The organism is Pseudomonas jinjuensis (assembly GCF_900103845.1).
GTDB lineage: Bacteria > Pseudomonadota > Gammaproteobacteria > Pseudomonadales > Pseudomonadaceae > Pseudomonas > Pseudomonas jinjuensis.
In genome coordinates this window covers 376,882-400,531 of the sequence record NZ_FNIJ01000004.1, presented here as the reverse complement: position 1 = coordinate 400,531, position 23,650 = coordinate 376,882, and the positions used below count along the sequence as shown (strand labels likewise).

The following is a 23,650-nucleotide window of genomic DNA, read 5'->3' as shown; positions in this document are numbered from 1 at the left end:
TAGAAGCGCAATGGGCGTGCCAGGGAGCGGGTGTTTTTCTGTTAGTTATTGATTTGTAAGGTAATTATTTTTATCGAAGGGTGGATCGAGGATTCGTGCTTGGGGTGGAATGGTGGTTTTGGTGAAAAAGGCGGTTGGAAGGGGGATGGCGTGCTGAGACTTTTTGCAGGTGCGGCTTTTAGTAGGAGCGAGCTTGCTCGCGAACCGTGTCCACCGGTGGTTTCGGTGTCTCGGTCCGGCGAGAGCTGGAGATAGGGGGCGGCGTCAATCCCGCGCCAGGGCGGGCTGGGGTTCGCGAGCAAGGACTAGGCGTCACCCTCGGTCCTACGAAGGGCCGACAGAAGCGTCCTGGAGTTTCTTGATCCGGTAGGCGAGCTGCGCGCGGGTCACGCCGAGCAGGGTGGCGGCCTTCGACATGTTGCCGTTGGCCGCGCTGAAGGCGGCCCGCACCAGGGAGTTCTCGACTTCCTCCAGCGACACCGCCGAGCGCTGCACGATGCCGTCGGCCCAGGTGTTCAGCGCCTCGGTCTCGGCCCCGCCGCGGTGCAGGGCTTCGGTGGGGATTTCCTGCTCCGCCAGCAGGCCGAGTTCGTTCCAGCCCAGCGCCCCCTGTTCCCTGACGCCGCCATCGAGGGTGAACAGATGGTTGTAGCCGAGCGGCTGGCCATCCTCGCCGAGGATCACCCCGCGCTCGATGACGTTCTCCAGCTCGCGCACGTTGCCCGGCCAGCGATAGTTGAGGATGAGCTGCAGGGCCTGCGCGGTGATGCCGGAAATCTTCCGTCCATGCATGGCGCCGTAGTGGCGGATCAGGTGTTCGAGCAGCAGCGGGATGTCGTCGCGGCGCTCGCGCAGCGGGGGGATGACGATGGGGAAGACGTTCAGCCGGTAGAACAGGTCTTCGCGGAAGCGGCCTTCCCGGACCGCGTCGCGCAGGTCCTCGTTGGTCGCGGCGATGATCCGCACGTCGACCTTGTGCGTGACCCGGCCGCCCAGGGATTCGAACTCGCCGCTCTGGATGACGCGCAGCAGCTTGCCCTGCGCGGTCATCGACAGGGTGGCGATCTCGTCGAGGAACAGCGTGCCGCCGTCGGCGAGCTGGAAACGCCCCGGCCGCGACTCGGTCGCCCCGGTGAAGGCGCCGCGCTCGGCGCCGAACAGCTCGGACTCCATCAGCTGCTCCGGTATGGCGGCGCAGTTGACTTCGAGGAACGGCTGGCCGGCCCTGCGGCTGGTGCGCTGGATTTCCCGGGCGAAGGCGCTCTTGCCGACGCCGCTCTCGCCGAGCAGCAGCACGGTGGCGTTGGTCGGCGCCACGCGGCGGATCTTGTGCAGGATGCTGATGAAGGGCCCCGAGGCGCCGATCACGCCCGGCCGTTGCGGGGGCGCCGATGGCGCCGGCGCGTCCGCTGTCGCGCTGTCCGTGGCGGGTGTCGTCCTGGCGATGGGGTGCGCGGCGAAGGTCACCGGCCCGGGTTCGAGGTACGCCAGGTCGGCGTCCGCGTCGGCCCATTCTTCCACCGGCCTGGCGATGCAGTGGCAGACCTCTTCGCCCATCGCGCAGCAGGAGGCCTCGCGCACCAGGATGCGCTTGCCCATGCAGGTGCTGAGGAAGCCCGAGGCATAGCCCATCGCCGACCAGCACACCGGCCGCCCGCCGATGCCGTAGGCGGCGCTGTGGACCTGGGCTTCGAAACTGTTGCGCCAGTTGAACTCGAGGTGGCAATGGCCGCGTTCCACGTCGAGGTCGTAATGCACCTCTTCCACCGCGAGGATGCCCTGCAGCGCGTGGAACTGGCTGCCCCGGCGGAGGAATTCCTCGATGCCTTCCGCCGGGCTGCGGATCTTCATCGAGATGTGCGCATCGCGGCAGCCGGCGGCATAGCCGAAGCGGGTCAGCAGGCCGCGCGCGGAATCCATGCCGAGGCTCTCGATCAGCTCCTGGCGCAGCGCGCCGAGGGCTTCGGTGTGCATCAGCACCATGCGCCGGTCGTCCAGCCAGATCAGCCCCTCGCCGGGGTTGAAATGCAGGCGCTGGAGAACTTCCGGAGTGATCGGGTTGGCCTGTTCGCCGACGATGGTCGGCGTCGGGCGGGAGCAGCTCTTGTTGTTGTGTTTGCTCATTCGGTCGTGCCTCGCTGGGCTCGGTCGCTGTCATGGTTGCGCCAATGGCGGATAACGCTGGCGCGTTATGCGCGCTCATGGTGGATCGATGGAGCGTGTCCTGCGGTTCTGTTTTTTCGTAGGAGCCAGCTTGCTGGCGATCAATGGTTTGCCTGTGCACAGCGGTGCCGGTGATACCTCGGATCGCCAGCAAGCTGGCTCCTACAGTTTCGGTGGGCGTAATGGACGTGGGAGCGTGGAAACGATGGACACGGCGGGAACACCGTGGATGGCGCTCTTCCATCCACCATCGCTGCATAAAAAAGCAGCCACCGAAGTGGCTGCGAAAGCAGCGTCAGGAGTGCGAGGGCGAGCGGAGCCCGCCCTTGCCCGGGGCGGGGTGCTCAGCGCACCCCGGCATTTCGCAGGGCGGTCGGGGTGAAGTCCGCCGCGACCGCCTTCACGCCGAACTCGACGGCGTTCTTTTCCTGGTTGCGCATGCCGGAAGCGATGTAGCGGCCGTTGCGCAGGTCGTACAGGGTTTCCACCGCCAGCCAGGGCACCTTCACGTCGTAGAAGGGCACCAGGTGTCCCTCGGCCACCCGCCACAGGTTGCCCTGGCCGTCATAGTGGTCGGCCAGCGCGATCTGCCAGGAGTCCTCGTCGATGAAGTAGACCCGCTTGGTATAGATGTGGCGGGAGCTCGGCTTGAGGTTGGCCTCGACCACCCAGACCCGGTGCAGCTCGTAGCGGGTCAGGTCGGAGTTGATGTGCCCGGCCTTGATCACGTCGTCGTACTTCTCCCGGGGCGAGTCGAGGGTGAAGGCGTTGTACGGGATGTACATCTCGCGCTTGCCCAGCAGCTTCCACTCGTAGCGATCCTGCGCGCCGTTGTACATGTCGAAGTTGTCGCCCACGCGCTGGCCTTCGGAGGCCGGGTAGGGGCCGTCGTAGGCCACCTGCGGCGCGCGTCGCACGCGGCGCTGGCCGGCGTTGTAGATCCACGCCTGGCGAGGCTCGGTCACCTGGTTGATGGTTTCGTTGACCAGCAGTACGTCGCCGGCCAGGCGGGCGGGACCGGTGACCGCCTCCTTGTAGTAGAAGAGCACGTTGCCCGGGTTCGCCGGGTCGTATTCCTTGAGCTGGTCGCGGTAGGTGAACTGCAGCTGGAAGAACACCGGGGTATAGCCGCCGCTCTTGTCGGGCGTGGCCTGCACGCTCACGCGCTTGACGCTGCCGCCGCGGTAGCGGGTGGTGTGGTTCCACATGACTTCCTGGCCGTTCTGCGGAATCGGGAACGGATAGGCCATGTCGAAATCGGCCAGACCGTTGCCGTCATCCACCAGCTTCGTGTGGACGGCGTTGGCCTGCACGGAGCGGTAGACCGAGTCGGGCAGGGCGACGCTGCGATGGCTCGGATAGACCGGGATGCGGTAGCTGTCGGGGTAGCGCTTGAGCATGGCCTGCTGGCCGGGGCTCAGCTTGTCCTTGTACTGCTCGAAGTTCTTCGCATCGATGACGAACAGCGGCTTCTCCGCCGCGTAGGGATTGGACAGGAAGCCGTTGCCATCCTTGCTGCCGGCGTTCGGCGCCAGGCCGCCGGTCCATTCGGGGATGCTGCCGTCGGCGTTGCCGGCGCGCTCGGCGCCCATCGGGGTGAGTCGTTTGCCCAGTTCGGCGGCCTGTTCCGGGGAGACGGCGGCGAGCGCGGTGCCTGCCAGCAGGGAAATGCCGAGGGTGGTGCCTTTCATCAGAATATTCATGAACAGTTCTCCCGCTCAGAAGGACATGCCGACGCTGAACGCGACGAAGTCGCGGTCGACGCTGGTGTTGTAACGGCCATCGAAGAAGTTGGTGACCGACAGGCTGGCGCTGTAGGTGTTGCGGTAGTCGGCGTCGATGCCGAGGCTGATCGCCTTGCTGCCCTCGTTGAAGCCGGGCTCGGGCGCGTAGCCGTCGACGTCATGCGACCAGGCGAGGTTGGGCTTGAGCGTCACCGAGGGAATCAGGTTGGTGTATTCCCAGATGGCGCGCATCCGGTAGCCCCAGGAGAAGTCCGTGACGAAGCCGTGGTCGTTGCAGTTGCGCACGGTGGCGGGGCTGCTCTGGCACAGGCTGTTGTCCGGGTACAGCGCGCCCTGGCCGAACACCGGGTCACGGCCGTAGCGCAGGCCGCCCTTGCCCTCCAGGTTGCCGACGTGCACGGCGCCCACTTCGCCGATCAGAGTCACGCGGTCCGCGCCCATGACCTGGTCGAAGAACTGGATCGCGGTGACCTGCGCCTGGGTGACCGGCTTGCGCTGGTAGCCCTGCAGCAGCGCGCCGTTGGCCACCGGGTAGGCGCCAGACGAGAGCATCGGCGAGAGCGCGTCGACTCCGCTGGAGGCCAGCACCTGGTCCACCGCGTTGAGCTGCAGCGGCAGGTTCGGGCGGTAGCTGATCTCGCCGGACAGCGCGGTGCCGGTGGGCAGGGTGGTGGCGAAGCTGAGGCCGTAGAGGCGGATGTCCTCCGGGTAGGTGACCTGGTACTTCGAGGTGCCGAGCCGGTAGGCCAGCACCAGGTCGTTCAGCGCCGGGCCGAGGGCGGCGGCGCAGGCCGCCGGGTCGCCGATGCCGAGGTTGCCGCACATCTGCGGAACGAAGTCGAGGTCGGCGGCGTTGGGGCTGGAGAAGGAATTAACGTAGGGCTGGCGGCTGTGGTAGTTGATGAAATAGGCGCCGAACTCGGTGTCCAGGCTCGGCACCATCCAGCGCAGCGCGGCGCCCCACTGGCCGCCGTTGCGCGCGTCGTTGTCGCCGATGCGCGGCACCACGATGCCTTCCTGGCCGAGGTTGATGCCGAACGGCGACAGCGCGGCCACGGCCGCCGGGTTGCCGGTCAGGTTCGGGCCGACCGGCACGCCGTTGCAGCCATCGGCGACGAAGTCGTTCTGCGAGAAGAAGGTGCCGCAGTTGTCGATGACCGTCTGCTGCCAGTCGAGCTGGTAGAAGCCTTCGGCGGACAGGTTGTCGGTGATCGCCTGGGACAGGTAGAACATGTTCACCGGGATCAGGCCTTCCTTGATCTCGGCGCCGGGACGGCGGAACGCCGAGACGTCCACCGGGTTGATGGCGTTGATGCCGCCCTGGATGAAGGTGCTCTCGCCCCAGCTCACCACCTGCTTGCCCAGGCGCACCGTGCCCGGCAGGTCGGCGATCATGTAGTTGTGGTACATGAAGGCGTCGAGCAGTTCGGCGCCGGAGGACTTCGCCCCTTCCTTGCGGTTGTGGTCGCTGATGTCCTTGAACAGCCGGTCCTCGTCCTTCAGCTCGAAGTCGTACCAGTACTTGCCGCGCATGAATACGCCGCTGTCCCCGTACTTCAGTTCGAGCTCGTGCAGGCCCTTGAAGATCTTCGAGAAGGTCTCGCCCTGCTTGAAGTTCTGGCGGCCATCGTCGGTACCGCTGGCGAAGCCCTTGCCGCCATTGTTTTCACCGATCAGCTTGGCGTCGGGGTCACGCAAGGCCCAGCTGGCGCCAACGCTGAAGGTACTGTCGAACTGGCCTTCGATCTCGCCGGCGCTGAAGGTCACGCCGTATGCCGGCAGGACCAGGCCACCGGCCAGGCCCACTGCCAGCGGCAGCCGAGCGCGACGCCAGGACATTGGTTTATTGCTCATGACTCATACCTTTTTGTTGTTGTGTGGCATGCAGGCAGCTTTCGGAGGGCGAACGAATCCCGTGCGAAGAACCTGGGTTTTTCGCAAGAGAACTGATCGGCTCCATTTCTTTTCTTCAGAAAATCCAGAAGCGGCAGGCACCTCGTGATCGGGGGCAATGGCTGTGCCAGGCCTTGTCCCGAGGCATCGTCCGATCCGCGGCTGGTGAGGGTTTCTCTTTGATTCGTATAGGGTTTTTCTGTGGGCTGGCTCCTCGTGAAGTCAGTGGCGATCACAGCCTGGCGGCGTCGTGCTTGCTGTTTTCATGAAATCCCCGGTCTCCGCCGGTGGGCACGCTTGCAAAAATTATCGAGCCGGATTCAGGGCTGGCATTCGACCTGGAAGGCGTAGCGCCCCAGCGTCTCCGCCATGCTGTGGCGATCGGGTCCCCGCAGCCGGGCGACCGGGCCGCGCCGGCTGTCCTGGACGACTTCGACGTCGATCTCATGGCCGGCCTGGCGGGCCTCCTGGCGCACCACGCGCTCGATTTCCAGCAGTTGCAGGGCCGGCTTGAACAGCTTGCCCACCGGCGTCACTGGCAGGGCGGCGAGGATCTCGATGCGCTTGGGCACGGCGGCGCGCTCGGCGACATGCCGGGCGGCGAATTCCAGCAGTTCGTCGCTGCCGACCTCGGCGCCCTTCACCAGTTGCACGTAGGCCACCGGCACTTCCCCGGCGTAGGCGTCCGGGCTGCCCACGGCGGCCACCAGCGCCACCGCGGGGTGCGCCTGCAGGGCTTCCTCGATCTGCTTGGGATCGATGTTGTGGCCGCCACGGATGATCAGTTCCTTCTTGCGCCCGGTGAGCCAGAAGTAGCCGTCGGCGTCCTGGCGGCCGAGGTCGCCGCTGTTCAGCCAGCGCTGGCCGTCGATCCCGATCCAGGCCGTGCGGTTGTGGCTCTCGTCGAGGTAGCCGGCGAACAGGTTGGGTCCGCGCAGGACGACGACGCCCACCTCGTCGATGTCGGCGTCGCGCAGGTAGCGGCCGTCGTCGTCGAGGATCACCGCGCGCATCGGCTGGTAGGGCAGGCGCAGGCCGATGGAGCCGATGCGCCGGTCGCCGCTCACCGGGTTGCACGACGACACGCAGGTGCCTTCGGTCAGCCCGTAGCCTTCCAGGATGCGCACCCCGCTGACCCGCTCGAAGTCGCGGAACAGCTCGACCGGCATCGGCGCCGCGCCGCACAGGGCGTAGTTCAGGCTGGAGATGTCGGCGGCGCCGACCGGCTGCTGCAGCAGCGCGGCGTAGACGGTGGGCACCCCGGAGAAGAAGCTGATCCGGTAATGCTCGACGATCTGCCAGAAGCGCTGGATCAGCCCCGGGCTGCGGTATCCCTGCGGCGTGCCGAGGATCACATGGCCACCCTGCAGCCAGGGCCGCAGGCCGGTCACCAGTTGCGCGTTCACATGGAACAGCGGCAGGCCGCAGAAGTAGCGTTCGCTGGTGGGGTCGCCACCGAGCATGGCGCCGAACGCCCAGGCGTCGAAGACCTCGGCGCCCTGGGTGCGCACGGCGATCTTCGGCAGGCCGGTGGTGCCGCCGGTGCAGAAGTAGGAGGAGTGGTCCGTGGCGCGGATGGTTCGTCCGCTGGCGAGGCGGTCGTCCGGCTGAGCGGCGAGCAGCTCGTGCAGGTCATGGATGCGGCGCTGCGGGAAGCGCTGCCGTTCCTCGTCTGCGCATGCACGCGCCGCATGGGCGCTCCGGGCATCCAGATAGGGCGCGCTGCTGACCCAGACCAGCTCGCGGATGGCGGGCAACCGCTCCAGCTGCGGAGCGATCCGTTCCCAGGTGTCCTGGCCCGGGGTCGGCGCCAGGGTCACCAGCACGCTGGCATTGGCCGCGCGCAGCAGCTCGGCGATCTGCGCGCCGTCGAGCAGGGGGTTGATCGGCATGACGATGCCGGCCGCTTCGCCGCCCCAGGTGCAGAAATGGGTTTCCGGCAGGTTGGGCAGCACGAAGGCCACGACGTCGCCGGGACCCACCCCCAGGGTGTGGAAGGCGTTGGCTGTGCGGGTGATCGCGGCGAACAGCTCGGCATAGCTCCAGTGCCAGGCCTGCTGGTAGTGTTCGGCGTCGAAGAAGAAGCTCAGCGCGGGAGCCTCGGGGCTCTGCCGGGCGCTGCGCTGCAGGGCGGCGTAGGTGCTTTCCGGCAGGTCGTGGCGGGCGAGCGGAGTACTTTCGAGGTGCACGATATTGGCAAGGGCACGGAGGCCTGAACTTGGCATTGGCTGCCTGCTCCATTGTTATTGTTTGTAAGCTGGAAATGAAGGTATTTCAAAAATGAAGGATTTTCAATAGCTGATCGAAAAGCTATTCTTCGCCCTACGCAGACGGAGCATTTATGGCCATTGGCAAAAGAGACAGGACGCGCAGCAAGCTGCTGGTCGCAGCGCAGGAACTGGCCGTGGAAGGCGGCGTGGGCGCCCTGACGGTGTACAACCTCACCGAGCGGGCCGAGGTGGCCCTGGGGACTTTCTACAACTACTACCGGACCCGCGAGGACGTCCTCGACGACGTCTGCGACCTGCTGGTGATGGCCTGCCGGGAGCCCATCATCAAGGTCACCGAGGGCATGACCGACACCCAGGGGATCGTTGCCACCTCGGTACGGCAGATGTTGCGCCTGGGTGCGCCGGAGGAGGGTATCGGCCACCTGCTGTTCGATTCCGGCCTGCCGACCCAGCGCTTCGTACTGGGCTTGCGGCAGTTCTTCAAGGACGACGTCGAAGCGGGCATGGCGAACGGCGCGTTTCGCGTGGACAACGAAGCGGCGGTGATCTCCATGGCTTCCGGCAGCAGCATCGGGGTGATGCTGGACCTCTACCAGCGCAGGCTGCCGCTGGAAGTGATCGAGGACGTGGCGGAAATGACCCTGCGCCTGCTGGGCGTGGAACAGTCCATCGCCGCGGTCCAGGCGCGGCTGCCGGTCGACTTCTGTGCACCGCCGGCGCTGCCGCTGCTCGCCACCGAACTGCTTCCGCCGCTTGGAGCTGCTGCGCGATAGGGAACCAGCCAGCCGGTGCCACGAATGCGGATCGGCGCCGGCAGCTCAGGCATGGGCGGTTCCAACCGGCGCTTCCTGCAACCGGGCTGGCGGAACTCCATGTCTTCGGTCTCCAAAGCACATCGGCTGGCCGGACCCGCGCGCCGGCCATCTTCGACGATGCCCTGAATGCCGCGGGTTGCGCCGTCACCATTTGCCCGAAGGAAACCCCGATGAAACTCGACCACACCCATGACAGTTCCCGCCGCAGCTGGCTCGAACAGGCCAACCTCCCTGGCTGCGACTTCCCGCTGCAGAATCTTCCGCTGTGCGTCTTCCGCCGCAGGAACACGGCGGAGGCCTGGCGCGGTGGCGTCGGCATCGGCGACCAGATCGTCGATCTCGCTGCCCTGCAATGGACCGGCTGTCTGGAAGGCCTTGCCGCCGAAGCGCTGGCGGCGGCTTCCGCGGCGGAGCTGAATCCGTTGCTGGAACTCGGTCCGGAGGCCTGGAGCGCATTGCGCAGGGGGCTTTTCGACCTGCTGGAAAGCGGCAGTGCCTGCGAGGAGCGGGTGCGCAGTACGCTCGTTGCGCAGGCGGATGCCGAATACCGGGTGCCGGTGCGGATCGGCGATTACACCGACTTCTATACCTCCCTCGACCACGCCGTGAATTGCTGCCGGCAGTTCGGGCAGGAGGTGTATCCGAATTTCGACTGGCTGCCGATCGCCTATCACGGCCGGGCCTCGTCCATCGGCGTGAGCGGGCAGCAGGTCTTCCGTCCCGGAGGACAGGTCCGGCCGACGCCGAACGCCGATCCCGTGCATGCACCCTGCCGGGGCCTGGATTACGAACTGGAAATCGGCGCCGTGATCGGCGTCGGCAATCAGCGCGGAACCACTATCCCGCTGGCCGGCGCCCAGCAGCATATCTTCGGCCTGTGCCTGCTCAACGACTGGTCGGCACGTGATATCCAGGCATGGGAAATGCACCCGCTCGGACCGTTCCTGGCGAAGAACTTCGCCACCACCCTGTCGCCCTGGATCGTCACTCTCCAGGCCTTGCTGCCCTATCGCACGCCCTGGAGCCGCTCCCCGGAACGGCCACAGCCGCTGGAATATCTCGCCGCGCCGGAAAACGAGCAGTCCGGGGGATTCGATATCCAGCTGGAGGTGTCGATCCAGAGCGCGGCGCAGCGCGCTGCGGGGCGGCAGCCACGGCCGCTGACGCGCACCAGCTTCCGCCACCAGTACTGGACCCTGGGCCAGATGATCGCCCACCACACGATGGGCGGCTGCAACCTCCAGGTGGGCGACCTGCTGGGCAGCGGGACGATTTCCGGGTCTGCCGCAGAGGAGGCGGGGGCGCTGATCGAACTCACCCTGGCGGGCTCCCGGCCGGTTGATATCGGCGACGGCGAACGGCGCGGCTTCCTCGAGGACGGCGATACCGTGACGTTCCGCGGCTGGTGCGAGCGCGAGGGATTCGCGCGCATCGGCTTCGGAATCAACTCCGCGACCGTATTTCCCTTCCCGACGCCGGCCTGACGACGGATAGCTGACGCCCTGGCTGGCCTCACCCGAGGGGCGCTGGAGAGGCCGGTGGCAATCATCAGGACCATCGGCGGATCGAACCAGAGGGGGGGCCGCTTGGAGCCCTTCGCCCACGTCCGCCGGCAGGTCCGGTGCTCGCACGATGCCGGCGCGCTATGCTCAGGTGAACCGGATCTGCCTCGATCGCATCGCGCAGATCGGTTGCGGGTTGCCCGTGATCTCCCTGGAACGGGCCGCGGGGCAACCTTTCAGCCACTCCAGATGCCTGTCGGATGGTGGTCTTCTTGCGCAGCCTGCAATCGCTCGAAGCCTTCCTGTGGAAGGTCGCGACCTGGCCCATTGCCTTTCCGCGAACGCTCTGGCGAGTGCTGCGCAACCCCCTCGACGTTTCGCTCTATACCCGCCGACAGCTCGAGCAGCAGCCTGACCGGCGCTTCAGCGGCATGCTCAGCCCGCCGCTGATGCTGATCCTTTCCATCGTCCTTGCCCATCTCGTCGGCTTCGCCATGCCGGATCGGCCTTCGCCACTGGTTTCCGGCGAGTTGCCGAGGCTGCTGGTGCGCAGCCTCGGCTACGGCCTGTACGCGCTGATGCCGGCCATGGCCATGCTGCGGGTGCGGCGAGTCCGCGTGAGCCGCACCGCCCTGCGCGAACCCTTCTACATCCAGTGCTACCTGGCCTCGCCGCTTTCCATCGTGCTGATCGCGGCCAACCTGCTGGCGGGCATCCAGGTGGCGCTGGCGATGTCGCTCACCAGCGTCGCCTGCATCTGGTACCTGTTCTCGCAGATCGCCCTGCTGCGCCGGTTCCTCGACCTGCCACTGCTGCCGGCCACCTTCATCGCCATTTCCAGGTTCATCGTCGCCACCCTGATCATCCTGGCTCTGATGGATCTGCTGCGGACCACGCCGGTCGCAGCGTAGCGGCCGATCCATCGTTCGGCCGCGCCCGATTGCCGCCGGCGACGACGCGCGATTGCCTGCCCGCGACCCGCGCCGCCGGACCCCGGGCGTTGCGGGCCGGGGGTATGGTTCAATGCATGCCCTACGCTCCCGCCAGGAGACCCGGATGCAGGTCGAGTTGATCGAAATACGCGACCACCTGAGTCGCTTCGCCCCCTTCGACGGGCTGCCCGACGAAACCCTCGACGAGATCGCCCGGCAGGTCGAGGTCGGCTATTTCAAGGCCGGTAGCGACATCCTCCGCTATGGCGAAGCGATCGGGGAGCTGCACTACATCCGCAGCGGCGCGGTGGAGATCTACCGGCGCAACGGCGAGCTGTACAACCGCCTGGCCGAGGGCGAGGTGTTCGGCCAGTTCGGCCTGCTGCGCGGGCACAAGGTGCGTCTGCCGGCACGGGCGATCGAGGACAGCCTGATCTACTTCATTCCCGGCCAACTGTTCGAGCAGCTGTGCGAGGCACATGACGCCTTCGCCGACTTCGTCGAGGCCGAAGGCCAGTCGCGCCTGAAGGTGGAGGAGCCCCAGGGCAAGGCCAGCAAGCTGATGAAGATCAAGGTGCGCAAGCTGATCACCCGGCGCACCGTCAGCGTGCCGCTGGGCACCAGCGTGCAGGAGGCGGCGCAGGTGATGACCGAGCATGGCGTGTCCTCGCTGGTGATCCTCGGCCCGGCCGAGACGCCCCAGCGGCAGATCATGGCCGGCATCACCACCGACCGCGACCTGCGCATCCGCGTCCTGGCCGAAGGCCTGGCGCTGGATACCCCGGTCGACCGGGTGATGTCGCCCAACCCGGTCACCATCCAGGCCGACGACTCGGTGTTCGAGGCGATGCTGTGCATGCTGCGCCACAACATCCATCACCTGCCGGTGGTGCATCGGCAGCGCCCGGTCGGGGTGATCAACCTGTCGGACATCATCAAGTACGAGTCGCAGAGCAGCCTGTACCTGGTCAACAGCATCTTCAACAAGCAGTCGGTGGCCGAGCTGCAGGCCTTGCTGCCGGACCTGCGCGCCACCTTCCTGCGCATGGTCAACGAGGAGGCCACCGCGCACATGATCGGCCGCGCCATGTCCGGGATCGGCCGCAGCCTGACCCAGCGCCTGCTGGAACTGGCCGAGCAGCAACTGGGCCCACCCCCGGTGCCCTACTGCTACATGGTCCTGGGCTCGATGGCGCGCGACGAACAACTGATCGTCACCGACCAGGACAATGCCCTGGTGCTCGACAACCGCTTCGATCCGCGGGTCCATGACGAATATTTCCTCCAGTTGGCAAGCTTCGTCAGCGACGGCCTGGCGGCCTGCGGCTACAGCTACTGCAAGGGCGGGATCATGGCCAGCAACCCCAAGTGGCGCCAGCCGTTGCGGGTCTGGAGGAGCTATTTCACCCAGTGGATAGATCAGCCCAACCCGGAAACCCTGCTCAACAGCTGCATCTTCTTCGATCTCGACGGCATCTACGGCGAGGCCGAACTGGTGGAAAGCCTCAAGGACCTGGTCGCGCAGAAAGCCGGCAGCAACCCGCTGTTTCTCGCCAGCTTGGCGCGCAACGCGCTCAACCGCACTCCGCCGCTGGGCTTCTTCCGCACCTTCGTGATGGAGAAGGACGGCCAGCAGAACAACATCATCAACCTCAAGGGCCGCGGCACCGCACCATTGACCGACCTGATCCGGGTGCATGCCCTGGCCGCCGGCTCCAAGGCGCAGAACTCGCTGGAGCGCCTGGACGCCATCGCCGCCACCAAGCTGCTGACCGAAGACGCCATCACCCAACTGCGCAACGCCCTGGAGTTCCTCTCCATCGTGCGCATCCGCCATCAGGCCATGGAGCTGCTGGAGGGGCGCGAACCGGACAACTACATCGAACCGGAAAAGGTTTCCGCCAACGAACGGCACAACCTCAAGTCGGCCTTCCAGGTGCTGAGCAATGCGCAGCAGTTCCTGCGTTTCCGCTACCCGGCGCACGTGCCGGGCCGGCCGCTATGAAACCGTTCCGCGCCCGGCGCCAGGCCTCCACCGCGACACCCGACTGGCCGGCGCTCTTCGCCCAGCTGGCGCAGAGCGCCCGCGACCCGCGCCTGGTCGAGTTCTATCGGGCCGGCACGGTAAGCGCCGACACGCCGCTGGAGCGGGTGCCCTTGCTGGCACTGGACGTCGAGACCACCGGCCTGGACAGCCGCCGCGACTCGATCGTCAGCCTTGGCCTGGTGCCCTTCGACCTGCAGCGCATCCGCTGCCGCGAAGCCAGTTACTGGGTGGTCAAGCCGACCTGCGAACTGAGCAGCCAATCGGTCACCTTCCACCACATCACCCACTCGGCCGTCCACGATGCACCGCGTCTGGACGTCGTGCTCGACGAACTGCTGGAGAGGATGGCCGGCAAGGTCATGGTGGTGCACTACCGCCACATCGAGCGCAGCTTTCTCGACCAGGCCGTGCGTGAGCTGCTCGGCGAAGGGTTGCTGTTCCCGCTGATCGATACCATGCAACTGGAGGCGCGCCTGCACCCGCGCCAACGCCGGCCCGGCTGGCTGCGCCAATTGCTCGGCAAACCCTCGGTGTCGATCCGCCTGGCCGACAGCCGCCTGCGCTACGGCTTGCCGCTGTACCAGTGCCACCATGCCCTGAGCGACGCCCTGGCCACCGCCGAGCTGCTGCAGGCGCAGGTGGCCAGGCACTATCCGCCGAGCACGGCGGTGGGCAATTTGTGGATTTGAGCCCTTTCGGGGACGAGCGTCATGGCTCCGGCGCGGGATCGCGCCGGAAGGACGTCAGCGCGGCTCGCTCAGCAGGCCCTTGATGATGGCCACGCAGCCCACCAGCAGCACGATGGTGAACGGCAGGCCGGTGGATACCGCCATGGCCTGCAGGGCGACCAGGCCGCCGCCGAGCAGCAGGGCGATGGCCACCACGCCCTGGAGGATCGCCCAGAAGGCCCGCTGCGGCACCGGTGCGTTGATCTTGCCACCGGCGGTGATGGTGTCGATCACCAGGGAGCCGGAGTCCGACGAGGTGACGAAGAACACCACCACCAGGACGATGCCGACGAAGGAGCTGATCTGGGTCAGCGGCAGCTCGCCGAGCATGGCGAACAGCTTGAGTTCCAGGGCGGCCTCCTGCACCCCGGTGAAGTCGTCGCCGATGAGCTGGCCCAGGGCGGTGCCGCCGAACGCGGTCATCCATAACACCGAGACCAGCGACGGCACCAGCAGCACGGCGATCAGAAATTCACGCACGGTGCGGCCGCGGCTGACCCGGGCGATGAACATGCCGACGAACGGCGACCAGCTAATCCACCAGGCCCAGTAGAACGCCGTCCAGCCCTGGCTGAAGTTGGCGTCGGCGCGGCCGATCGGATTGGACAGCGCCGGCAGGTAGGTCAGGTAGCTGCCCAGGTTGCTGAAGAAGCCGGTGACGATCGCCAGCGTTGGCCCCGTCACGACGATGAACAGCAGCAACAACAGGGCCAGCACCATGTTGATTTCCGACAGGCGCTTGACCCCCTTGTCCAGGCCGGCCAGCACCGACATCAGGGCGATCGCGGAGATGCCGACGACCAGCAGCACCTTGCTGGTGTCGTTGGCGGGGATACCGAACAGGTAGTCGAGCCCGGCTGCCGCCTGCTGGGCGCCCAGGCCCAGCGAGGTGGCCAGGCCGAACAGGGTGGCGAACACCGCCAGGATGTCGACCACATGCCCCGGCCAGCCCCAGACCCGCTCGCCGAGCAACGGGTAGAAGATCGAGCGGATGCTCAGCGGCAGCCCCTTGTTGAAGGAGAACAGCGCCAGCGCCAGGGCGACGATGGCGTAGATCGCCCAGGGGTGCAGGCCCCAGTGGAAGATGGTGGCAGCCATGCCCAGGCCGACGGCCGTCTCGGCATCGCCGGCGGCCGCGCCCAGCGGCGCCCAGTCGCTGCGCGCACCATCCTCGCCAATGCCGATGCCGCCCATGGCCGCGGAGAAATGCGACATGGGTTCGGCCACCCCATAGAACATCAGGCCGATGCCCATGCCGGCGGCGAACAGCATGGAGAACCAGCCGGAATACGAATAGTCCGGCCTCGCTTCCTTGCCGCCCAGGCGCACCCTGCCCAGGGGCGAGACGATCAGGCCCAGGCAGAGCAGGACGAAGATGTCCGCCGAGCCGAGGAAGAACCACGCCAGATTGCCGGTCAGCCAGCCGCGCACGGCGGTGAACAGCGGCTCGACCTCGCTCTGCAGGGCCAGGGTCAGGACCACGAACAGGACGATGGTCAGCGCGGAAATGCTGAACACCTTGCCATGGATATCCAGGTTGAAGAGAAAGCGTCCCTTGATGTTGTCCTGGCCGACCACGTAGTCGGTGTCGATCAGGTTGGCCGCGCCGCTCGGCGCGGGGATGCTATTCGCGCTCGGGGACGTAGCCGCTCCCCGTAGGGAATCGTTCGCCATGTGCTGGTCTCCTTGTTCTTGGTTCGATGTGCCTAAACAACGGGCTGAAGGACGGGGACGCCCTCCGATCTGGAAACCGGGCTGACTCCGCTCTGCTCAATGCTAATAGCCAGGGCATCGGGCGCCGGTCCGCAGACCGGCATCGACCGATCCAGAACCGCCATCGGCGCGTTTCCCGGCGGCATTCCCATGACGGTGCGACGCCGCAAGCGTGCCGAGGTTTGCTGGTGCATTCGCCTTTCATGAGGTGCTATCAGGGTTCAGGTAACCGGCAGTGGCGTCCGACGCGAGTGTGGGACGCCGCGCTGCCGCCGCAGGGCGAACTAGGGTTTCGACTTGACGGGCTGGACGAGCGCCTCTTCGCCGTCGGACAGTAGCCAGGCCACCAATGAAGCTGGCTCCGAAGCGCTGGCATTGCGGGTGATGCGGTGCAACTGCATGGGGCTTTCGTACCATGCGTCGCCTGCCTTGAAGCGCCGTGGAGCCTGGCCGTCGAGGGCAGATTCCACTTCACCGCTCAGCACTACCACGAAGACGTGTCCGGGGTGGCGATGGGGCATCGAGGTGGCGCCGGGGGCAAAGTCCACGCGGAGCGCGGTGGCTGTCCTGTATTGCTGAGGCGGCAGTGCGGTCTGCGCGAGCGATGTGACGACTTCTTCTCCGGCACCGCCGCTCCCGTGGGCTTGGGCGGCTGCACTGAGAAACGCCATGAAGGTGATTCCGATGGCCTTGGCGAGCAGGTTCATGGCTCTTGCTCCGGTTGCACCGCAAAGCCGACGCCGAAGCGGTTCCAGGCGTTGATCGCGGCGATGACGAAGGTCAGTTCGGCCAGTTCCTGCGTGGTGAAAACAGCGGCCACTTGCTCGTAGATCTCATCCGGCGCATGGCGAGTGGCGACCAGGGTCAGCGTCTCGGTCCACAGCAGGGCAGCGCGTTCGCGCTCGTCGAAGAACGGCGTTTCCTTCCAGGTACTCACTGCCATCAGGCGGCGGAGACTTTCGCCTTCCCTGGCCGCATCGGTGCCGTGCATGTCGACGCAGTAGGCACATCCGTTGATCTGCGAAGCGCGAATCCGCACCAGTTCACGCAGGGAACGCGGCAGCACCGATTCGGCGGCGGCCTTCTCGAGGCCCAGCATGGCCTTCATGGCTTGCGGGGCGGCCTGGTAGTAGTTGAGGCGCTTGGAACTCATCGTTGGTTTCTCCAGATTGGCCGAAGGCTTTCGGCTCTGGAGTGAACTTTATTGGTCGAGTATTCATGGATAAACTGGCTTTATTCGTTTTCATTGTGCGAAAAGCGGGACAATAATGGCCTTCGATCGATTGGAAGCAATGCGGGCCTTCTGCCGGATCGTGGAGGTGGGAAGCTTTACCCGGGCAGCGGAGGCGTTGAACGTGGCGAAGACCACGATCTCCGGCCAGATTCAGGGCCTGGAATCGCTGCTGGGCGTGAAGCTGCTGCACAGGACTACGCGACGAGTCACGCCGACGACCGACGGCGCGGCCTACTACGAGCGTGCACGTGCGGTGCTGGACGATCTCGATGAGCTGGAGGCCTCGGTTGCCCAGAGCCGCAGCGTGGCACGTGGCAGGGTAAGGGTTGAGATGCCTTCTGCCGTCGCGACCTGCCTTGTGATTCCATCACTACCGGAGTTCACGGCACAACATCCGCAGATTCAGCTGGATATCGGGTGCAGCGAACGGGTGGTCGATCTGGTCCAGGAAGGCATCGACTGTGCCTTCCGGGGTGGTCTGGTCGCGGATCAGGACCTGGTGTGCCGCCCTGTGGGGCTGATGCGCTTCTGCCTCTGCGCTTCGCCTGTGTACCTGATGAACGCCGCGCGCATTCTCAAGCCCGGCGACTTGCTCCATCAGCGGTATCTCGGCTTCACGTTTCCCGGCTCAGGCAAACAAATGATCCCGACGCTACGGCGAGGCGACGACAGCTTCAGGATCGAACAGATGCCGACAATGCAGTTCAATAATGGCGGCGCATACATCGCGGCCGGGTTGGCAGGACTTGGCATCGTTTCGGTTCCACGCGCGGAGGCGAGCCCCCATTTTCAGTCGGAGACCCTGGTTGAGGTCCTACCTGACTGGGAGATGGATGGCATGCCGATCAACCTCGTGTATCCCCCGACACGACATTTGTCTGCGCGGGTCCGCGCATTCGCGGAGTGGGGGGCGGCGCTAATGGCCAACGATCCGCTCTGGACGACGAAACGCTAGTGTGGTGGATCGCCATATGGCGATCTCGCACAGGCAATATCAGGGTCGCACCGGCGCCACTCGAGATGATCCGATCCGCGTTGCCACCCATGTGCTCCGCCACGAATGGAAGCCAGGAAGGCGAACCGCCGCCGGCGGATCCAGGCAGCCGGAAGGTTCGGCGGTTCCCATCGGCGAGTTCGGGAGGGGACAGGCCTTGAATTCAACAAGGGCGCGATGCGTTTCTCCACTGCTGTGGGGAGCATCCGGTCCAGACCTTGAAGGCGCGGGAAAAGGCGTTCGGATCCTGATACTGCAAAGACTGGGCAATGACTGAAACTGACAGGTTCGTGTGCGCAAGGAGCTGAATGGCGAGGCTCTGTCTGGACTCGCCCGCCAGCAACAAGGAGTGAAGCTGGTGTCGGATCAGTTCCGAAGTCGTCACACACTCGCGTTGAACTGTACCGGGCAGCGAAACGCCCGGGTGTAGAGCGCGGTGTCGGCTGGCTTGTGGTAGGCCAGCTGCACTCGGACGGGGGGCCAGTGGGGGCCTATCAGCTCCCCCAAGATCTGCAAGCCAATCATGACCGCCGTATCAATGAGTGGCCTGGGATCGGTCAGGTCGACGAGATCGTGCAGGGCCTCTTCCGCCGTGGCGGCGCATTGCATGAGCTGGCCAACCGGACCCAGGTCTTTGAGGCAGGGGCGTCGACCCACCAGAATCCCGAGATGGGTGCATTGCGCATGTTGATTCGCGTCGGGCTCAACCATGGGAAGCGGCTGGTCGAGTGCCTTCGGCTGGGAGCCTTTTTCAGTGAGGATCATTTGTTAATAAATGATTGTCAACCATCAACCATGGTGGTAGGTTTTGCTCATTCCGCCGAGAGAGCGGACCTTTGAGCAACAATAAGTGGAGGAATAATCGATGGCAGAGTTCGAACGGGCCACGTCGGCCAAGCCGCGTTTTACCCAGGAAGAATGGGATGTCCGTGTGGACCTGGCGGCAATGCACCGTCTGGCGAACGTGTACGGGTACGACGACATCGTCTGGAACCACATTACCGCGCGTGTGCCGGGAACCGATCATCACTTCCTGATGAACCATTTCGGTCTGCACAACACCGAAATCACCGCATCGAACCTGATCAAGATCGACGAACACGGCAACGTGCTGGATGGTCCGCCCGAAGTGAACACCGCCGGCTTCGTGATCCACCGCGGCATCCACATGACCATCCCGAATGCCTTGTTCGTGTTCCACTCCCACGCTCCTGCCGGGCTGGCCGCCACTGCGATTCGCGACGTGGTCCACTACGTGCAGGACTCCTCGATGCTCTACGGCAAGATCGGCTACCACGACTGGGAAGGCCTCTCCGTGGATACCGACGAGAGCCTGCGGATCGCCGACAACCTGGGCGACAACAAGTGCCTGATCATGCGCAACCACGGTTTCCTCACCGTAGGTGAGACCGCTGGCGAGGCCTTCATGAACATGCACTACCTGGTGCGTGCCTGCGCCAACATGCTGCAGGTCGCCGCTACCGGCCTGCCGTTGGCCGAGACCAGTCCGGCCATGTGGGAGAAGGCTGCCAGGCAGTACGCCGCCTTCGTTCCGGGCAAGTACGAATGGCCGGCACTGCTGCGCCAGATCGACCGAATCGATCCGTCCTACAAATACTGATCAACGAAAACCGGCAGTCCGATTCCTGAGAGAGCGCGTTATGAAAATCGCTTTTATTGGTCTGGGTAACATGGGCGGGCCGATGGCCGCCAATCTGGTCAAGGCTGGCTTCAACCTCAACGTCCATGACGTCGACCGCGGCAAGGCGGAGAAGCTGGAGCAGGCAGGTGCGCAATGGGCCGACAGCATCCAGGCTGCCGTTCGCGACGCCGACGTGGTGATGACCTCGTTGCCGTCGCCCAGCATCATCAAGCAGGTTGCCGGCGGCCTGGTGGACAGCATGCGCGAGGGCGCCATCTGGATCGAGCTGAGCACCAACAACCTGGATGTCTGGCGCGAAGTGCGTGCGCTGACCGATGCGAAAGGTATCCGCACGCTCGACGCGCCGATTTCCGGTGGCTCGGAAGGCGCCGCCGCCGGCACGTTGACCATCCTGGTCGGTGGCGACAAGAAGGTCTTCGAGGAGTGCAAGCCGATCTTCGCGGCCATCGGCAAACGCATCGACTACCTGGGCGACTCCGGTGCCGGCTATGTCGCCAAGATCGCCCAGGTGGTGCTCTGCTACCTGCATTCCGTGGCGCTGTCCGAGGCGCTGATGCTCGGGGTGAAAGGCGGCGTACCGGCCGACAAGATGCTCGCCATCATCCAGAACAGCACCGGCCGCAGCTATGTGGCCGACCGTTATGGCCCGTGCATTCTCAATGGCGACTACGACCCGACCTTCGATCTGGGACTGGCCCTCAAGGACATGCGCCTGACGCTGGAACTGGCTGGCCAGGTCTCGGCCCAACTGCCGATGTGCGAGCAGGTCGAGAAACTCTACGAGGAGGCCGTCGGCCAGTTCGGCGAGAAGGCGCCGCACCTGATGGCCGTCAAGTTGCTGGAGATTGCCAACGACAAGCCGCTGCGTGGCTAGAACACAGCATGAGCCGCTCGTTGACACCACGTGAGTGGCGGTCATGCGTTTCAAGCCCTGGGTAGCCAGGGCTTTTTTTATTTTGATCGTGGCAAGGGCTGTGTTTGGATCGTACCTCTTGCATTTTTGACACGCTGGATGACAATTGTTGACAATCATACGATAATGATCGCTGTAGAATGTGCTTGCGGGGATCGCGGTTTTTCCAGCTCGACGCCCCTCATATCGATCACTGCCGCCTAAGACGACCATCCAGTTCCTGGCGCTGGGTCGTCCTGGTGAAAGTTCCGTTTACTGCCTTTTCATTGGAGTGACCAAATGCCTGGAAGCAGTGCGATTTCAAAGGAAAGCTTTGATGTGCAAACGGCCAATATCCTTCGCGAGATGATCGTGACGGGGAACCTGGAAGCCGGCTCCCGATTGGTCGAGGCCAAGCTCACCGAACAGTTCCACGTATCGCGGGGCACCATCCGCGCCGCCTTGCAGAAGCTGCACAACGAGGGACTGGTATCCCAGGTTCCCTACACCGGCTGGCATGTCATTGCCATCGATGCCCAGGATGCCTGGGAACTGCACAATCTCCGTCGCGTTCTGGATGGTCTGGCTGCGCGCCTGGCGGCGGAGAGAATCGATCCGGCGGGAGCCAAGCTGCTGAAAGCGGCGTACCAGCGTCTTTGCCAGGCCTGCGAAGTGGGTGATGCCAAGGAAATCGCCGACGCGGACTTCGAGTTCCACAAACTCATCGTGTCCCTTTCCGGTCACCGTCGGCTGCAGGAACACTACAAGCTGACCGAGCAGCAAATTCGCGTCTTCATCGCATCCTGCGATTCCGAATTCTCCGACTATCAGAATATCGGCCACCGCCATGAGGGGCTGGTCGAGGCCATCCTGGCCGGCGATGCGGACGGCGCGGAGCGCCTGGCCAAGGAACACAATGCCACCCATGGCGACGCGCTGATCAACAGCTTGCGGCAGATGGAAAGCCAGGCGTAACGCACCCGCACCATCGCTTGCCTATCCGGCAAGCGTGGCAGCGGAACACACCTCAAGGCCGCATCTGCGGCCTTTTGTTTCAAGGACCACCATCAGGTCCTGAACCGCATGACCAGTTGGTTCAGCTCTTCGCTCAAGCCGGTCAGGCTCTTCGCGTCGCCACTGGTGGAGTCGGCCAGCTCGGCTACACGCTGTGCGTCCGTGTGGATACGGGCGATGTGGCGGTTGATGTCCTCGGCGACCTGGTGCTGCTCTTCCGCTGCGGTGGCGATCTGGCTGTTCATGTCGCGGATCACGTCCACCGACTCGCGAATCCGCTCGAAGCTTTCTCGGGCCTCGTTGATCGAGCCGACGGTCTGCTGCGAGATATCCAGGCTGGCATGCATTTGCCGTCCCATCTCATGTGTCCGGCGGGCTAGATTGCCCAGCAGGTTATCGATTTCCTCGGTGGAACAGGCAGTACGCCTGGCCAAGGCCCGTACCTCGTCCGCCACCACCGCGAAACCCCGGCCTTGCTCGCCAGCGCGGGCGGCCTCGATTGCGGCGTTGAGCGCCAGCAGGTTGGTCTGGTCGGCGATGGCGTTGATGGTGCCGAGGATCGACTGGATGTCGTTGCTGTCCCGTTGCAGCTGCTGCATGGCAGATGCGGAATGCGTGATCTCCTCGCTCAGGCGCTTCACATTGGCCACCGCGTCGTCGATCTGTCGCTGGCCGTCATGGGCCTGTCGCTGGCCGCTGTCGGCAGAATCGGCGGCTTGACTGCAGGAGCGCGCGACCTCATTGGCAGTGGCCACCATTTCGAGGAAGGCGGTGGACACCATGTCCACGGCTTCGCGCTGGCGTGATGCGGCCTCGGCCATTTCCACCGAACGTATGGTGGAACTGCTGGAGGTGTTGTGAATCTGTGCCGCCGCCAGGCCGATGCGCTGGATCAACAGCCGAATGGCGCCGAGGAACTGGTTGAACCAGCCGGCCAGCTGCGCCGTTTCATCGCGCCCCCGTACAGGGAGGCTGCCAGTCAGGTCTCCATCGCCCTGGGCGATACCCTCCAGCCCGCTGGCCACGGCACGAATAGGGCGGACGATCAGGCTGGCGAAGAACGCTCCAACGAAGGCAAAGGCCGCTGCACCGAGTACGGCGATCAGGCCGATCAGCCAGGTGAGTCGGTTGGCGCCGGCGATTACCTCACCTTCGCGGATCAGGCCGACGAACTTCCAGCCCAGCTTCTCCGAGGAATAGACATTGGCCAGGTAGCGTTCATCGCCCAGTTCTACTTCCACCAGCCCCTGCTTCGCCGCTACCAATTGCCCATAGCCTTCGCCCAGCTCCGCGAGCTTCCTGAAATTGTGGCCCGGGTCGTTCGGGTCCACCAGCACGGTACCGTTGCCTTCCATGAGCATCAGGTAACCGCGGTCACCCAGCCTGATCTGCCGAACCATGTCGGTGAGCTGCTTGAGCGATACATCGATGGTCACCACGCCGCCCTGGGCTCCCAACCGGTTGGAGACACTGCGCACAGTGCTCACCAGCACCACATCGTCGGCCTCCCAGTAATAGGCCTCGCTGCGCAATGTCTTGCCTGGTTGAGTCATGGCGCGCTGATACCAGGGGCGGCTTCGAGGGTCGTAGTTGGCCAGGCGCCGGTCGACTGGCCAGACGCTGTAGCCGCCTTCCCGGGTGCCCAGGGCAAGATAGGCATACGCTGGATGGCTGGCCTGCAGGCTGCCGAACAGTTGCTGCAGGGCGCGGTCCTGCTCGCCTTCCGGGATATGCCTGGGGTCGGCGCTGGTATAGCGCTTGAGCCCCGTATCGACACTCTTCATTAGTGGATGGTTGGCGAGATAGTCCACGTCTTGCGAAATGCCCTCGAAAAACAGCTGCATGGCGTTGTCCACCTGGCGGATTTCGCGGCCGCTGCTATCGAGAAAAGCCTGCCTCGCGTCGTCGCGAAGATTGAGGATTACCAGTAGCGCAACCAGCAGCACCGGAACACTGGCGATCAATGCGAACGCCACGGTGAGTTTGCGTTTGATGTTCATCTTCTCTCCCTGAAGGTTGTTGTTCTGGTGGCGAAAGCGCTTCACGTGCTTCGGCGGGCTGGGGATGGCTGTACAGGGAAGGGC

19 protein-coding genes are annotated in these 23,650 nt (G+C 64.9%); 9 read left to right on the top strand and 10 right to left on the bottom strand.

Annotated elements, in window-relative coordinates; all coding sequences use genetic code 11:
* Positions 1-324: 324 nt before the first annotated feature.
* The 4 genes from BLR75_RS08170 to BLR75_RS08155 form a co-directional block, all read right to left on the bottom strand.
* Positions 325-2,124 carry a sigma-54-dependent Fis family transcriptional regulator gene (locus BLR75_RS08170; RefSeq protein WP_084314447.1) on the bottom strand — a complete coding sequence of 600 codons (1,800 nt, stop codon included), beginning with the start codon at positions 2,122-2,124 and terminating at the stop codon, positions 325-327.
* Positions 2,125-2,507: 383 nt separating this feature from the next.
* A complete protein-coding gene (locus BLR75_RS08165; protein WP_084314446.1) occupies positions 2,508-3,866 on the bottom strand; it encodes a DUF1329 domain-containing protein in 1,359 nt (452 codons plus the stop codon).
* A 15-nt stretch (positions 3,867-3,881) separates the two neighbouring features.
* On the bottom strand, positions 3,882-5,762 hold the full coding sequence (locus BLR75_RS08160; protein ID WP_084314445.1) for a DUF1302 domain-containing protein: 1,881 nt from the start codon (positions 5,760-5,762) through the stop codon (positions 3,882-3,884).
* A 359-nt stretch (positions 5,763-6,121) separates the two neighbouring features.
* Positions 6,122-8,026, bottom strand: coding sequence for an acyl-CoA synthetase (locus tag BLR75_RS08155; protein ID WP_084314444.1), 1,905 nt, complete (start codon positions 8,024-8,026; stop codon positions 6,122-6,124).
* 116 nt (positions 8,027-8,142) lie between these two features.
* On the opposite strand from BLR75_RS08155, the gene BLR75_RS08150 reads away from it, so the two are divergent.
* The 5 genes from BLR75_RS08150 (at position 8,143) to BLR75_RS08130 (ending at position 14,017) form a co-directional block, all read left to right on the top strand.
* A complete protein-coding gene (locus BLR75_RS08150; RefSeq protein WP_084314443.1) occupies positions 8,143-8,805 on the top strand; it encodes a TetR/AcrR family transcriptional regulator in 663 nt (220 codons plus the stop codon).
* Positions 8,806-9,017: 212 nt separating this feature from the next.
* Positions 9,018-10,331 (top strand): fumarylacetoacetase, encoded by a 1,314-nt coding sequence (gene fahA, locus BLR75_RS08145; protein ID WP_084314442.1) that lies wholly within the window; start codon positions 9,018-9,020, stop codon positions 10,329-10,331.
* A gap of 290 nt (positions 10,332-10,621) precedes the next feature.
* On the top strand, positions 10,622-11,260 hold the full coding sequence (locus BLR75_RS08140) for a hypothetical protein (RefSeq protein ID WP_139207000.1): 639 nt from the start codon (positions 10,622-10,624) through the stop codon (positions 11,258-11,260).
* Positions 11,261-11,405: 145 nt separating this feature from the next.
* Positions 11,406-13,286: a DUF294 nucleotidyltransferase-like domain-containing protein gene (locus tag BLR75_RS08135; protein WP_084314440.1), complete on the top strand. Its 1,881-nt coding sequence runs from the start codon at positions 11,406-11,408 to the stop codon at positions 13,284-13,286.
* Positions 13,283-14,017, top strand: coding sequence for a 3'-5' exonuclease (locus BLR75_RS08130; RefSeq protein ID WP_084314439.1), 735 nt, complete (start codon positions 13,283-13,285; stop codon positions 14,015-14,017). Before BLR75_RS08135 ends, BLR75_RS08130 begins: the two co-directional genes overlap by 4 nt.
* Before the next feature lie 54 nt (positions 14,018-14,071).
* Here BLR75_RS08130 and BLR75_RS08125 read toward each other — a convergent pair whose 3' ends face one another.
* The 3 genes from BLR75_RS08125 to BLR75_RS08115 form a co-directional block, all read right to left on the bottom strand.
* On the bottom strand, positions 14,072-15,730 hold the full coding sequence (locus tag BLR75_RS08125; RefSeq protein WP_084314438.1) for a BCCT family transporter: 1,659 nt from the start codon (positions 15,728-15,730) through the stop codon (positions 14,072-14,074).
* A 323-nt stretch (positions 15,731-16,053) separates the two neighbouring features.
* The gene (locus BLR75_RS08120) at positions 16,054-16,476 is read right to left on the bottom strand and encodes a cupin domain-containing protein (protein WP_084314437.1); all 423 of its coding nucleotides are present in this window, start codon (positions 16,474-16,476) and stop codon (positions 16,054-16,056) included.
* Entirely contained in the window at positions 16,473-16,922 is a 450-nt protein-coding gene (locus BLR75_RS08115) for a carboxymuconolactone decarboxylase family protein (RefSeq protein ID WP_084314436.1), read from the bottom strand. Before BLR75_RS08115 ends, BLR75_RS08120 begins: the two co-directional genes overlap by 4 nt.
* A 115-nt stretch (positions 16,923-17,037) precedes the next feature.
* Between BLR75_RS08115 and BLR75_RS08110 the strand changes: the two genes are divergently transcribed.
* Positions 17,038-17,958, top strand: coding sequence for a LysR family transcriptional regulator (locus BLR75_RS08110; protein WP_084314435.1), 921 nt, complete (start codon positions 17,038-17,040; stop codon positions 17,956-17,958).
* A gap of 202 nt (positions 17,959-18,160) precedes the next feature.
* Here the strand turns inward: BLR75_RS08110 and BLR75_RS27325 are convergent, their stop codons facing one another.
* Together BLR75_RS27325 and BLR75_RS08100 are read right to left on the bottom strand one after the other, a co-directional pair.
* Positions 18,161-18,382 (bottom strand): helix-turn-helix domain-containing protein, encoded by a 222-nt coding sequence (locus tag BLR75_RS27325; protein ID WP_169720288.1) that lies wholly within the window; start codon positions 18,380-18,382, stop codon positions 18,161-18,163.
* Positions 18,379-18,762: an AraC family transcriptional regulator ligand-binding domain-containing protein gene (locus BLR75_RS08100; RefSeq protein WP_084314433.1), complete on the bottom strand. Its 384-nt coding sequence runs from the start codon at positions 18,760-18,762 to the stop codon at positions 18,379-18,381. Before BLR75_RS08100 ends, BLR75_RS27325 begins: the two co-directional genes overlap by 4 nt.
* Positions 18,763-18,862: 100 nt before the next feature.
* On the opposite strand from BLR75_RS08100, the gene BLR75_RS08095 reads away from it, so the two are divergent.
* The 3 genes from BLR75_RS08095 (at position 18,863) to BLR75_RS08085 (ending at position 21,527) form a co-directional block, all read left to right on the top strand.
* Entirely contained in the window at positions 18,863-19,618 is a 756-nt protein-coding gene (locus tag BLR75_RS08095; protein ID WP_084314432.1) for a class II aldolase/adducin family protein, read from the top strand.
* Positions 19,524-20,534, top strand: coding sequence for an NAD(P)-dependent oxidoreductase (locus BLR75_RS08090; protein WP_255312847.1), 1,011 nt, complete (start codon positions 19,524-19,526; stop codon positions 20,532-20,534). The genes BLR75_RS08095 and BLR75_RS08090 overlap by 95 nt, the downstream gene beginning before the upstream one ends.
* A 318-nt stretch (positions 20,535-20,852) precedes the next feature.
* Complete coding sequence (locus BLR75_RS08085; protein WP_084314430.1) at positions 20,853-21,527, top strand: GntR family transcriptional regulator; 675 nt, start codon at positions 20,853-20,855, stop codon at positions 21,525-21,527.
* A 92-nt stretch (positions 21,528-21,619) separates the two neighbouring features.
* Here BLR75_RS08085 and BLR75_RS08080 read toward each other — a convergent pair whose 3' ends face one another.
* Positions 21,620-23,566 (bottom strand): methyl-accepting chemotaxis protein, encoded by a 1,947-nt coding sequence (locus BLR75_RS08080; protein WP_084314429.1) that lies wholly within the window; start codon positions 23,564-23,566, stop codon positions 21,620-21,622.
* Positions 23,567-23,650 lie beyond the last annotated feature (84 nt).